Here is a 12,656-nt window from a genome sequence, read left to right as displayed (position 1 = left end):
AACCTCAGGAGGTTCAAATCCGTCGCCCTACAGATCCGATGCCAGACGCCCCAGCCCCAGTGAGGCCTTGAAGCTCTGGTACTCGTCCCGGTATACAATTGCCCCCAGAGCCATCGCCGCCTTGGTGGCCATGCGGTCGAAGCTCTCCCGTATCAACACGGGAATACTGGGCTTCAGCCGCACACTGGCGGTCTCAATCAGTACGGCCCCCATCACCAACAGGGCATCAATCCTCCGGTTCTTCCTGTCGCCGTCCATAATATGGCGCGCCAGTATCCTGGCATCCTCCAGTATCACTTTCTCCTCCTGGTTCAGGCTTGCGCCGTCAAACATCATGAAGCTCTGATAACGCCGCGCCCTCTTGAGCATGAAGGATTCCTGAACGGCGGGGTCTGGCTCATCGGCTTCCGGTTGGGTGTTGAGAATGCCGTGGAGCCGGAAGTCGATCTCTCCTGCCGCCCGCTTCTGCTCAAAAATCTGCCTGATATCCGCCCGGGCCACCTCTGACGTACTCTCCATGGCTTCAGCGATAACCGCATCAAATGTGGTTTTCTCGACCAGATCCAGTACCCGGCGAATGGTATGAATGGATTTCATGACATCCGGCCACAGGCGGGGATCCGCCTCTTCCGGTTCGTCAGGCAGGCGATTCCCGATTGCACGGGCGCTGAAGAACGCCTTCTCAACATCACGAATGGCAACGCCGGATTCGTTCGCCACCCATCTGACGCCGTAATCATTGAGGTCTTCAATCAGGCTGGAGGTAAGGATTAGCAGATAATACTTCATGCCGAGTGGAAGGTCTGTCATCAACACTCCTTCTCATCAGGGATTCCTCCTTTAAGGTATAGCTTATTATGGGCCGAGTACCAGCTTTGTGGACGACAGCCTTCGCCTTTGACAAACCGCTAATAGCTGGGCCCCATCAATTGGGTATAGGATGATTGAAAGAACCTGAGTATTGATCTGTCTATTCTGAGGAAGATTGCACATGACGTACGCGCGAATTGTCGGCACGGGCTCGTATCTGCCCGAGAATGTCATGACAAACAAAGATATGGAAAAAATTGTCGACACCAGCGACCAATGGATTCGTGAGCGTACCGGCATTGAACAGCGACATATTGCGGTAGAGGGCGAAACCACCGTTGATCTCGCCGAAAAGGCGTCACGACTCGCGATCGAGGCCGCCGGACTGCAGCCTGATGACATCGACCTGATCGTGTTTGCCACGTCAACACCCGACAAGATTTTCCCCAGCTCCGCGTGCATCCTCCAGGCTCGCCTTGATATTCATGGCTGCCCTGCCTTCGATATCCAGGCGGTGTGCAGCGGGTTTGTCTACGCCCTTTCCGTGGCCGACAAGTTCATCAAGACCGGCAGCAGCAAGCGGGCTCTGGTGGTTGGTGCGGAACTGTTCTCCCGTATTCTGGACTGGGAAGATCGTGGCACCTGCGTGCTCTTCGGTGACGGCGCTGGCGCCGTGGTGCTGGAGGCCAGTGAGGAAACCGGCATTCTGTCCACCCATATCCATGCCGACGGCCAGTATGAAGATCTGCTGCATGTGCCCTACGGCATTGGCGACGGCTTTGACCAGGTCCGGGCCGGTAAAGGCCATGTGCACATGAAAGGCAACGAGGTTTTCAAGATCGCGGTTAATACCCTCGGCAAAATTGTCGATGAAACCCTGGAAGCGAACCAGATGCAGAAGTCGGATATTGACTGGCTGGTTCCCCATCAGGCTAACCTGCGCATCATCGCCGCCACGGCCAGGAAGCTGAATATGTCCATGGACCAGGTCGTGGTGACCGTGAACAAGCACGGCAACACTTCAGCCGCCTCTATCCCCCTCGCCCTGGACGTGGCCGTTCGTGACGGTCGCATCAAAAAGAACGAAGTCGTCCTGCTGGAAGCATTCGGTGGCGGTTTCACCTGGGGATCGGCCCTGCTCCGTTATTGATCGTTCTGACCACCTGGTTTGCACACATTAGCCATCCCTGAAGCCCTGTTGGCGCTATATACTCGTTATTAAAAGTGTAGTGCCAATAACAAACAGGATTCAGGCGATGACGAACAAGGCAAGTGCAAAGAAGCCATCCGTGATAATCATCGGAACCGGCTTCGGTGGTCTGTGCATGGCCATCCAGTTAAAACAGGCGGGTTTCGAAAACTTCACCCTGCTGGAGAAAGCCGGCAACGTCGGCGGAACCTGGCGTGACAACACCTACCCGGGTGCCGCCTGTGACGTGCAGTCACACTTCTATTCCTATTCCTTTGAGCCAAAGCACGATTGGTCCCGCAAGTTCGGGCTCCAGAAGGAGTTGCTGGGCTACATGGAAAACTGCGTGGCCAAGTACGAGCTTACAAGCCATATCCAGTTTCACCAGGAGGTCACACGCGCCGCCTTTGATGAAGCCAGTAACACCTGGACCGTAACCACCCAGGATGGCCAGCAGCGCATCGCGGACGTGGTAGTGTCCGCCACCGGGCAGCTGAATCAGCCTGCGTACCCGAATATTCCGGGAATGGACCACTTCAAGGGGAAACTGTTCCACTCCGCACGCTGGGATCATGACTATGATCTGACCGACAAACGGGTTGCCGTGATCGGCACCGGGGCAAGCGCCATCCAGTTTGTGCCCGAAATCATCAAGCAGGTGAAATCACTCAGCCTGTTCCAGCGTTCCGCTGCGTGGGTATTGCCCAAGGCCGACCGGCCATTCAAAGCCTGGGAACAGGCTTTGTTCCGGTCCGTTCCCGCATGGGACCGCCTCTATCGCTACATGATCTACTGGAAAAACGAGAGCCGCGCGCTGGCCTTCACCCGCTTCAGCGGTCTGCTGGAACTGTTTGCTCGCCAGGCCAGAAAGGAAGCCAGAAAACACGTTACCGACCCGGCGAAGTTCAAGCACATCATTCCCGATTACAAGATCGGCTGTAAGCGGATTCTGATTTCCAATGACTGGTATCCGGCCATTAACCAGCCTCACCTGGATCTGGTTACCACGTCGATAGACCGAATTGACGAGTCGGGCGTAGTGACGTCTGATGGTAAACACCATGCCGTCGATGCGATTATTCTGGGCACCGGCTTCGCGGCGTCAGAATTCCTGGCGCCAATGACCATCACTGGTCGTGACAACGCCACCCTTAATGAAGCCTGGGCGAACGGTGTCGAAGCCTACAAAGGTATTTCCGTCACCGGATTCCCGAACCTCTTCGTACTTTACGGTCCCAATACGAACCTGGCCCATAACTCCATTGTGTATATGCTGGAGTCCCAGGTGCGCTACGTCATGAGCTGTCTCAGCACCCTGGATAAGTACCCGGGGTCGGCCATGGATGTGTTGCCCGAGCGCCAGAAGGCGTTTTCAGACTCCGTCCAGACGGGCCTGGAATTCCGGCTGCACCTCCTGGTATCTGGACGAAAACGGCCGTAATACCATTAACTGGCCTGGCTTCACCTTCAACTACCGGCTGGCGACACGCCGGGTGGACACCACGGATTATCAGTTTCTGTATCCCGCCGAAGCCCATTAAGTAAGCCCACCACACCCAACAGACTCCCGCCCTGACCGGCGGGAGTTGACGTTTACGCACATTCATAGGATGATTGGTTCATCATTTCAACGGATCATAGACATGGCTCTTGTACCCATCAAAAAAGGTTCCCTGGTCGAAACAGCCATCGAAAGCCTCCGCTCCGCCATTGAGCAAGGGCAATGGCCAATCGGCGCCCGGCTTCCCGTGGAAGCAAACCTGTCTGAGGCGCTCGGCGTCAGCCGTAACACGGTTCGGGAAGCGGTGCGCGTACTGGTACACGTGGGTATGCTTGAAACACGCCAGGGAGACGGCACCTACGTGCGGTCCACCAAAGACGCCGGAGAAACCCTGCGCCGTATTGCCCGGGCCCAGCTGGGGGATCAGTTGGAAGTGAGAATCATGCTGGAAACTGAAGCGTCCCGACTTGCAGCCCGTCGGCGCACAGAATCCGATCTGGTGGCAATGACCAAAGCGCTGGATGCCCGGGCAAAGGCCGGGGAGAACCTGGCGGCTCGCATCCGCCACGACGAGGCGTTTCACCATGCCCTGGTAGCCGCGTCCCACAATCCCGCGCTGACAGAGCTGTACGACTATTTCGCCCACGCTGTCTCCCGCACTATTGAAAGCACGGAAACAGAGCCTGACCTGCCAGAACCCTCCCAGGAAGATCATGAGCTGCTATTGGCAGCCATCCGGCGCCAGGACGAGGAAAAGGCGGAAACCCTGGCAAAAGCGCTTCTTAAGCCCAGCCTGGATACTTTGCGGGAAAGTCGGTCATGAAGTTGAGGGTTGATCCATTCACCCTGCTGTTGCTGGGCGCCATTGTTCTGGCTTCTTTCCTGCCGGTTAAAGGTGGGGCAGCGGACCTGCTCGCAACCGTTGGCACGCTGGCCGTCGCATTACTGTTCTTCCTTCACGGCGCAGCTCTGTCCCGCGAACAGATCGTCGCAGGGGCGACTCACTGGCGGCTGCACATACTGATCACTTCCCTCACCTTCGTATTCTTTCCACTGGCCGTGCTGCCGATCAACGGCATCAGCGATTTTGCCCCACAGTGGATGCCGGAGGACCTGGGTCTGGGTTTTCTGTACCTCGGCGTGCTCCCTTCCGCCGTGTCATCGTCAATCGCATACACCGCCATGGCGAGAGGGAATGTGCCGGCGGCCATTTGCAGCGCGGCAGCTTCCAATGTGTTCGGGATGATGTTGACGCCGTTCCTGCTGTTACTGCTGGTCAGCACGTCCGGGGGCGGTAACTTTTCGGTGGCCGAAGCGCTGAAGGACATTGTGTTGCAGCTGTTATTGCCGTTTGCAGCCGGCCACGCCCTGAGGCCATTGCTGGGGGGATTTCTGGCCCGCAACGAAGGTCTGATGTCGCGGTACGATCAGTGCGTTATCTGGATTATCGTGTACTCCGCATTCTCCCACTCAGTGGAAAGCGGTCTGTGGCAGAACCTGCCAGTATCGGCGATCATACTGACCATCCTGTTGTGCTTCGCCCTGCTTGGGTTCTTTATGGTGATGGCGCGTTTCCTGGTAAGGCGTTTCGGCTTCAGCCTGGAGGATGAGGCGGCGGTGGTGTTCTGCGGCTCGAAGAAGAGCCTGGCATCCGGGTTGCCCATGGCCAAGGTGCTGTTCTCGGGCCACCCCGGATTCGGCATGATCGTGCTGCCGATTATGTGCTACAACCAGATTCAGGTGATTGTCGGAGCCATTCTGGCCCAGAAGTACCGGGAAAAGATCGAGGCAGCTTCAGCCGCCGCCTCCCATGCCACCGAAGAGGGTCGCCAGAACGGCTAACCCGACAATCCAGCCAATCACCGCCGGCCAGAAATTGACCATTTGGGGCGGCAGATCTTCCGCCGCTTCCTGATCCTGCGCTTCCCGCGCAGCCTCCTCTTCTTCCCGGTTTTTCCTGACCACCTCGGTCAGACTGTTCCAGTCGAACCACTCACCCAGGAACCTGGCAACGGGAGCCGGAAAAGTGCCATTTTCAGCCATCGGCCGCACCTGCTGTTCCAGGGATCGGCCTATCTCGCGCCTGAACCGGGGATGATCCGCGGGAGGTTCGCCAAGGATCGCTTTCCAGATTTGTGGATCCTTGCTGCGCCCCGAGTCGTTCAACAGCGCGTTTACCTGAATCACCACTTCGCGAACCACTTGCTGCTCATCGGCGTCCAACGGCTGCTCATCGGAAACGGCGGTAACCGGCTCAACCTCCCGGCCAGCTGCCGGAGCGGATTCTTCAGGCTGTGACCGCTCAGCCTGTGGCGCGGGTTCCCGGCCCAGCGCTTCCCGGTACGCCTGTTTCAGGCGCTCGGCTTCTTCGCCGCTGGCAAATTTGCTCTGCTTTTCATAGGCGGCTTCAATTTGCCGAGGATCGCGGGTCGGCTCAATACCGAGGATTTCCCAACATGTCATAGACGCGTAACGCTCATATCAGAGATTCATTACAATTTTGAGAGACAAATGCAGTGCTGTCACCTACGATACACAAAAGGCATTCAAGCAAGACACTGTCCAACCCTTACTCAGCCGATTATAAAACGACTGCCATGCCTGTTACGAACTCTGTTGCCAAAACGTCACCCGGCCTGCACAAAACCGTCGTTCCCCTATCCTGTCTGACCATGGTTTTGGCAAGCTCGCTGCTGGTTTCCACCCCGGCCCACGCGGATGCCCCGGAGCCTACAACGGACTTCTCCGGCTTGTCATCCATCGACCCTCCCCTGCCGGAGGTGCTGACGACTACCCGGCTCCGTCAGCCAAAATCCCGGGTTCCGGGCACAACCACGATTATCGAAGGGGATCTCATCAGAGATCTCGGAGTAATGAACCTCGTAGAGGTATTCCGGCTGGTACCCGGCATGACGGTTGCCGAAGTGGGCAGCAACAACCCGGTGACCAGCTACCACGGTACGGTGCACTACGAACAGCGCCGGCTTCAGGTTCTGGTGGATGGCCGGACCTCGTACCGCGCCAGCCTCTCTGATACCGACTGGCATACCATGCCCGTGCCTCTGGAACTCATAGAACGGATTGAAGTCAGCCGCGGGCCCAACTCGGCGGCTGATGGCATTAACGCTTTCCTGGGCACCATCAACATCATTACCCGCTCGCCTGACGACACGGCGGGGGTTCAGCTCGGGGCCGTTTCAGGGTCCCGCGGCCACCTGAGGACTTTCGGCTCCGTTGGCGGCGCCAGTGACCCCTACAGCTGGCGACTGGCCTATGAAAAGCGCAAATCCGACGGTTTCGACAAACAGGAAGACGATGATCAGTTCTATCCGTTTAATGACGGGTACGATATCAACACCTTCAGCTACGATGGCGTCGTCCGTACCTCGGACAGTACCAACCTGGAGCTGCGCGGCGGAGTTGTTGACGGTATCAACGAAGAAGACCTGCGAAAGAATGGCAAGCTGGGAGCCACGGATCACCCTGACATCATCGTTGATGATTACTACCTGCAGACACGCTTGAACGTACATACCTCGGCAAACCACTTCTTCCATTTTCAAACCAGTTACCAGAATTATCAGCGTCGTCAACGTTGGCCTGTGTGTATTTCCGGCCCGGTGATCGACGGTATCCTTGCCGGAGATGCGCCCGAATTTGATTTCGAACCCGGCGATTGCATGCCGGGAGACAACCCGGCGCCCTTCGTTGCTGACCTGAATGAAGATATCGAAGAGTCGCGGCTTGAGTTCGAGATTCAGGACACCCTGTATCTCAACCCCAATTTCAAGCTGGTATCAGGGCTGGGGTATCGTAAAGACACCTATCGCTCCGAGACTTTCTTTAATGGCCGGGGCAACAATTATCAGTCTCGGGTGTTTGCCAACCTGGAATACACGCCGGCTGAGTGGGTCACATTCAATGCTGGCGGTAACTGGGAGAGCACCACAACCACCGATGACGACTATTTATCGCCACGGGTCGCAGCCAATTTCCTTATCACCAATAACCAGGCACTGAGGTTCGTGTATTCGGAAGCCGTTCGCACCCCGGATGCCTTTGAGCAACATCCTGATTGGGGATACCAACCGAGAAACATACGCCCACCCTACGATTTTCTGGAAGGCACACGGTTCGAGGTCGAAGATCTGGTTAATCCGCAAACCTCAACTTTTGGGGAAGAACTTGAAGAAGAGCGCATAATCTCCCGAGAAATAAGCTATTTTGGTCAGCTCTTTGTAAACCAGGCCTTGTTGTCCCTGGAGGTTCGCTATTTCAACGATCACCTGACGGACATGATCAGCGGCATCATCAATGAGGAAGAGTGGTTCATCGCCAACAACGTCGATCTTGACCAGGAAGGCTTCGAAGTCGAATCGTCGATCGACTACGCCGGCACCAAACTTCGCGCCACCTATGCTTACCTTGATCAGGATGGCCGTTATACCGGCGCCCCCGACGCACTTGACTCCAGAGATCAGGAATATGTCGTTGAGCTTCTCGGTCGGCTGTCCGTTCGCCACTCAGGAAGCTTTGCCTGGATACAGCAGTTACCTTTCGATCTTACGTCGTCTGCCACGTTCTACTGGGCGGACGAATTCCGGAGATCCCAATTCGAACGTGCGGATTTCAGGCTTGCGCGTAGAATGTTCGCCTCTAACTACAGTTACGAACTGGCCTTTACCGTGCAACACTATCTGAACAGGGAAACGGACCTGAGTCCGGATAACATTATTCAGAACCACAACCAGTTTTTTGTCGAAGCTGGTATCCGATTCTGATACAGCCAATGGAATGCACTGAACCCGGGACGGTATGAAATTCGACAACCAGTCAATCAACACCCGCGACTCAGGCAGGATGCCTGTCAGGGTGATTATTTGCCTTGTGCTTCTTGTGCTGCTGGCGGCATGGCGCCCGGCATTGAGCGAGCCTGAACCGGCTACCGCCATTTACATTGCCGGTGCGAATACCAACGCCGCACTCACAAAACACATGACCGGTCTGCTGAACGACGCCCTGGGCGACCGCTTCAGCCTCAGGCCCTTCAAGCCCGGCCAAACCTCCCAGGACGACAACAGTATCGTTATCACCCTCGGCCCCGAGGCGTTCAGTTTCGTCCATCAGGAAAGCCGTAACGTTCCCATACTGGCGCTGCTCGTGAATCAACACTTCGTACAGGGGTACTCTGTAGACACCGAAGCCCACCTGGGCGCGATTCTGTATGCGCCCCCGCTGATTCGACAGGCGATCACCGGCAAGGTCATCCTGCCCCACGCCACCCGGGTAGCCATGCTGGCCACTCCTGACAGTGCGGCACTGTATGAGGAGGTTGTGAGCCAGCTACCGGACTTTGGTATGGAAGGACAGATCTTTGTCGTCAACAATACAGACAACCTGATCCCTACCCTCATCAGGGCACTGGATTACGGCGATTTTCTTCTCGCCGCACCCGATAACACCATCTACAACCCGCGAACGATCAAGCATATTTTACTGACGACCTACCGGCGTAATCGCATTGTCATCGGCCCCAGCCAAGCTTACGTCAAGGCCGGCGCCCTGGCCTCCACCTACGCTCCGCTGACACGGGTGGCTGAACTGGCTGCGAAAGTCATCAATGACTATCAGAAAACAGGCCATTTTCCACCAGCGCAACACCCGGAATCGTTCAGACTGGAGGTTAACCAGCAGGTCGCCCGCTCGCTGAATATCCCCCTTCCTCCCGGGCAGGAACTTGTCATGGCCATCAAGGCCAGACTCGCCTCATTGACGGAGGGCGACGATGACTAAGTCAACGAGCAAGCCAGCTCCCCTGGTCAGAAAGCTGATGCTCCTTGGGGCAGCCCCCGCCATTGTCATGTTCGTCGTGCTCATGGCGTTCTTTACCTCTGCCCGCCTTGATGACGCGCGCCGGGATCTGGCGGACAGCAGTCAGATGCTCGCTGACAGCCTGGCGCCCGCGGTTGAGTACGCAGTGGTTTCCGGCAATACCGTAGCCTTGCAACAGATCCTGACACAGTCTCTGCGGCGTAGCCGTGTGCAATGGATACGCGTATCCGATGTCATGGGGGACGAAGTCGGCTTTGTAACCAGCACCGACGATGACACCATTAACGCCAGTGACACTTTCGACATATTCGAGGCCGAAATCCTTCAGCAACCACTGGATCTGGGAGGTAGCCGGCAAACCGAGTGGTTTGAGCCCGATTACGGATTTGGCAATGGCGCCCTGCGGGTGGGAACCGTCCAGGTGGGCGTCAGCAAGGAACAGCTGGCGGCGCGGCGAAGCGACATCCTCTGGACGTCGGTTGCCGTTGGCATAGCGCTTTTGCTGTTCACCATGCTGATCGTAAACCAGACGCTGTCTGGCATACTGGCGCCGATTCGCGGACTCTCCAGCCGGGTTAAACGGCTTATTGACCTGGATTACAGTCAGGCGCCTGTAAGCAAAAGCCATAAAACGAGAGAAATCCTGGAGTTGGAAGAGAATCTTAATGCTCTGGCCAGCCATCTGAACTCCCTGCAGGAATCCAGGGCCCACACTCTCGCCGCCTCGGAAAGTGCCCGGACAAAAGCAGAGTCGGCCAACCAGGCGAAATCTGAGTTCCTGGCAGCCATGAGTCATGAGCTGCGCACGCCATTGAACGGCGTGCTCGGCATGATTGAACTGGTCTCCGAAGAGCCCCTCTCCCCGCGTCAGAAGGATTATTTGCTGACTGCCCGGCAGTCAACGGAAGACCTGCTGACGGTGATTGGCGACATTCTGGATTATTCAAGGATCGACCGGGACATGCTGCAACTGGAAAACCGGGAGTTCGATCTTCGCCAGTTGCTCAACAACTGTACCGCCAGCTACAAATTACTGGCGGAACAACAGGGACTTGCGCTGACTCTGACCTACTATGGTAACTGGCCAGAAAAGCCATTTGTTGTCGGTGACGCCCCCCGCCTCAGACAGATCCTGGCCGGGCTGATCGACAATGCCATCAAGTTCACCAATGCCGGCTACATTACCGTTCAGGCAGGCTGGCTCTATCTGGAAGACAATTGCGTAGTGCTGAGTTGCGCTGTCAGCGATTCCGGATCGGGCATTCCCACCGATCGCCTCAATGATATTTTCAACTCCTTTGAGCAACTCGACAGCGGCGACAATCGTGGGCACGGCGGTACCGGCATGGGGTTATCGCTGGTACAGAGGCTGGTCGAACTGATGGGCGGGCATGTGCAGGTGGAAACAGATCTGGGTAAAGGCTCTTCATTCCAGTTTGAAGTGCCCTTTGAATTGGCGAACAAGGCTCCGCGGCCCCGTCCTCCCGGTGAAGGCAGGCCACCGTCACACGGCAATTCTTCCAGGGCTTTGGTGGTTGAGGACAACCCGGTGAACCAGAGAGTCGCCACGGCCCTCCTTTCCCGCCTTGGTTTCGAAACCGACGCCGCCAACAACGGCAAGGAAGCACTGGAGCTGATCCAGACCAATCACCACGGTTATGATGTGATCCTGATGGATTGCCAGATGCCCATCATGGACGGCTATGAAACCACACGGTGCATCCGGGAATGGGAGCAGAGTAACGGTCAGGGCGGTACGCCCATCATCGCCCTTACCGCGGATGCCTTGCCCGGAACGGAAGCGAATTGCCAAAATGCGGGCATGAACGACTACCTGGCCAAACCCGTTCGAAAGGAAAGTCTGAGGAACGTACTCAGCCGCTGGATAAAGCTATAACCGGCGGCTGGACATCAGCATAATGCGCGTCCGGTCAGGCGACCGGTTCACGCATGGTGACAAATTCTTCCGCGGATGTGGGGTGAATGCCAAGGGTGCTGTCGAACTGAGCTTTGGTCGCCCCGGCTTTTATTGCCACGGCGAGCCCCTGGGTGATTTCACCGGCATCCGGCCCTACCATGTGAGCACCCAGAACCCTGTCAGTCCCGGCGTCCACCACCAGTTTCATCAGGCAGCGCTCCTCGCGACCGCTGAGGGTGTGTTTCATCGGTCGGAACTCGGAGCGGTAAATACTCACCGTGTGCCCTGCCTCCCTTGCTTCCTCTTCCGTAAGCCCCACCGTCCCGATATTCGGTTGGCAGAAGACAGCGGTCGGAATGCAATTGTAATCCATCTCGCCCTCACCGTCACCAAACAGGCGCCGTGACAGCACCATGCCCTGGGCAAGTGCAACCGGGGTCAACTGAGGGGTACCGATGACATCCCCCAATGCGGTAATGGACGGAACCGAAGTCTGGAAGTGATCATCCACCTCGACATGGCCAGATTCGCTCAGCCGGACGCCCAGCGCCTCCAGGCCCAGACCCTCAACAAGCGCGCGACGACCGGTTGCCGCCATCACCAGGCCGGTGGTCATGTGGGTTCCGTCATTCAGGGTAACGTCATAATGGGTGCCGTCGCTTTCCACGGCTTCGATGGTCACCCCGAACCGCAGATCCACACCTTTCCTGCGCATTTCGTTGGCAACAAACTCGCGTACATCGTGGTCAAACCCCCGCAGGAACAGGTCCCCCCGGTACAGCAGCGTGGTCTCTACACCAAGCCCGGCCAGGATACCGGCAAATTCCACGGCGATGTAACCGCCGCCCCACACCACGGCTTGTCGTGGCAACTGGGGCAGGTAGAACATTTCGTTGGAGGTCAGGATGCTCTCTTTGCCGGGAATATCCGGAATCACCGGCCAGCTGCCGGTTGCTACCGTGATGTGCCGGGTGGTGTAGCGCTGGTTGCCGACAACAACGGTGTTGGCGTCAGCCAGGGATGCCGTGCCCTCAATAATGGTGACACCGGCATTCTCCAGCATGCGACCATAAATACCGTTCAACCGCTCAATCTCGGCGTTCTTGTTGGCCACCAGTGTTGGCCAGTCGAAGCTGACCTGATCAAGGGGCACCTTCCAGCCATACCCGGCTGCGTCCTCAAGATCTTCGCTGACATGGGCACCATAAACGAACAGCTTCTTGGGCACGCACCCAACGTTAACGCAGGTACCGCCAAGGTATCGGGACTCGACAATCGCGACCCGGGCACCCCTCTGGGCAGACATTCTCGCGAGCCGTACGCCGCCGGAACCGGCGCCAATTACTATCAGATCGAAATCCTGGTTGTCAGACACAGCGTCTCCTGAACATCATTGGGTCAAAAAC

10 protein-coding genes are annotated in these 12,656 nt (G+C 57.0%); 7 read left to right on the top strand and 3 right to left on the bottom strand.

What is annotated here, in order from left to right; genetic code table 11:
• Nucleotides 1–27: 27 nt before the first annotated feature.
• On the bottom strand, nucleotides 28–810 hold the full coding sequence (locus ACJO5Y_RS01145; RefSeq protein ID WP_406984405.1) for a hypothetical protein: 783 nt from the start codon (nucleotides 808–810) through the stop codon (nucleotides 28–30).
• Between the two features lie 181 nt (nucleotides 811–991).
• Here ACJO5Y_RS01145 and ACJO5Y_RS01140 point away from each other — a divergent pair, with 181 nt between their 5' ends.
• The 4 genes from ACJO5Y_RS01140 (at nucleotide 992) to ACJO5Y_RS01125 (ending at nucleotide 5,342) form a co-directional block, all read left to right on the top strand.
• Nucleotides 992–1,960, top strand: coding sequence for a beta-ketoacyl-ACP synthase III (locus ACJO5Y_RS01140; RefSeq protein WP_406984403.1), 969 nt, complete (start codon nucleotides 992–994; stop codon nucleotides 1,958–1,960).
• Nucleotides 1,961–2,066: 106 nt separating this feature from the next.
• Nucleotides 2,067–3,440 (top strand): flavin-containing monooxygenase, encoded by a 1,374-nt coding sequence (locus ACJO5Y_RS01135; protein WP_406984401.1) that lies wholly within the window; start codon nucleotides 2,067–2,069, stop codon nucleotides 3,438–3,440.
• A 202-nt stretch (nucleotides 3,441–3,642) separates the two neighbouring features.
• Nucleotides 3,643–4,323, top strand: a complete 681-nt coding sequence (locus ACJO5Y_RS01130; RefSeq protein ID WP_406984399.1) for a FadR/GntR family transcriptional regulator — start codon at nucleotides 3,643–3,645, stop codon at nucleotides 4,321–4,323.
• The gene (locus ACJO5Y_RS01125) at nucleotides 4,320–5,342 is read left to right on the top strand and encodes a bile acid:sodium symporter family protein (protein ID WP_406984397.1); all 1,023 of its coding nucleotides are present in this window, start codon (nucleotides 4,320–4,322) and stop codon (nucleotides 5,340–5,342) included. Before ACJO5Y_RS01130 ends, ACJO5Y_RS01125 begins: the two co-directional genes overlap by 4 nt.
• Here the strand turns inward: ACJO5Y_RS01125 and ACJO5Y_RS01120 are convergent.
• Nucleotides 5,295–5,963 (bottom strand): J domain-containing protein, encoded by a 669-nt coding sequence (locus ACJO5Y_RS01120; protein ID WP_406984395.1) that lies wholly within the window; start codon nucleotides 5,961–5,963, stop codon nucleotides 5,295–5,297. The two genes, ACJO5Y_RS01125 and ACJO5Y_RS01120, sit on opposite strands and share 48 nt — an antisense overlap.
• Before the next feature lie 134 nt (nucleotides 5,964–6,097).
• On the opposite strand from ACJO5Y_RS01120, the gene ACJO5Y_RS01115 reads away from it, so the two are divergent.
• From ACJO5Y_RS01115 to ACJO5Y_RS01105, 3 genes are read left to right on the top strand one after another with little or no spacing between them, the layout of a single operon-like run.
• Nucleotides 6,098–8,281, top strand: coding sequence for a TonB-dependent receptor plug domain-containing protein (locus ACJO5Y_RS01115; protein ID WP_406984393.1), 2,184 nt, complete (start codon nucleotides 6,098–6,100; stop codon nucleotides 8,279–8,281).
• 34 nt (nucleotides 8,282–8,315) lie between these two features.
• A complete protein-coding gene (locus ACJO5Y_RS01110) occupies nucleotides 8,316–9,293 on the top strand; it encodes an ABC transporter substrate-binding protein (RefSeq protein ID WP_406984391.1) in 978 nt (325 codons plus the stop codon).
• A complete protein-coding gene (locus tag ACJO5Y_RS01105) occupies nucleotides 9,286–11,229 on the top strand; it encodes an ATP-binding protein (RefSeq protein WP_406984389.1) in 1,944 nt (647 codons plus the stop codon). The genes ACJO5Y_RS01110 and ACJO5Y_RS01105 overlap by 8 nt, the downstream gene beginning before the upstream one ends.
• 34 nt (nucleotides 11,230–11,263) lie before the next feature.
• Here ACJO5Y_RS01105 and gorA read toward each other — a convergent pair whose 3' ends face one another.
• On the bottom strand, nucleotides 11,264–12,625 hold the full coding sequence (gene gorA, locus ACJO5Y_RS01100) for a glutathione-disulfide reductase (RefSeq protein WP_406984387.1): 1,362 nt from the start codon (nucleotides 12,623–12,625) through the stop codon (nucleotides 11,264–11,266).
• Nucleotides 12,626–12,656 lie beyond the last annotated feature (31 nt).

This window comes from Marinobacter alkalisoli (assembly GCF_045449855.1).
GTDB lineage: Bacteria > Pseudomonadota > Gammaproteobacteria > Pseudomonadales > Oleiphilaceae > Marinobacter.
This window is presented reverse-complemented; position numbering and strand designations above follow the sequence as displayed.

Bases quoted from the DNA above. Each gene is read 5' to 3' on its own strand.
- ACJO5Y_RS01125 (WP_406984397.1), top strand. From the start codon at position 4,320: ATGAAGTTGAGGGTTGATCCATTCACCCTGCTGTTGCTGGGCGCCATT.
- ACJO5Y_RS01115 (WP_406984393.1), top strand. From the start codon at position 6,098: ATGCCTGTTACGAACTCTGTTGCCAAAACGTCACCCGGCCTGCACAAA.
- ACJO5Y_RS01130 (WP_406984399.1), top strand. From the start codon at position 3,643: ATGGCTCTTGTACCCATCAAAAAAGGTTCCCTGGTCGAAACAGCCATC.
- ACJO5Y_RS01145 (WP_406984405.1), bottom strand. From the start codon at position 810: ATGACAGACCTTCCACTCGGCATGAAGTATTATCTGCTAATCCTTACC.
- ACJO5Y_RS01135 (WP_406984401.1), top strand. From the start codon at position 2,067: ATGACGAACAAGGCAAGTGCAAAGAAGCCATCCGTGATAATCATCGGA.
- ACJO5Y_RS01120 (WP_406984395.1), bottom strand. From the start codon at position 5,963: ATGACATGTTGGGAAATCCTCGGTATTGAGCCGACCCGCGATCCTCGG.
- ACJO5Y_RS01105 (WP_406984389.1), top strand. From the start codon at position 9,286: ATGACTAAGTCAACGAGCAAGCCAGCTCCCCTGGTCAGAAAGCTGATG.
- ACJO5Y_RS01110 (WP_406984391.1), top strand. From the start codon at position 8,316: ATGAAATTCGACAACCAGTCAATCAACACCCGCGACTCAGGCAGGATG.
- ACJO5Y_RS01140 (WP_406984403.1), top strand. From the start codon at position 992: ATGACGTACGCGCGAATTGTCGGCACGGGCTCGTATCTGCCCGAGAAT.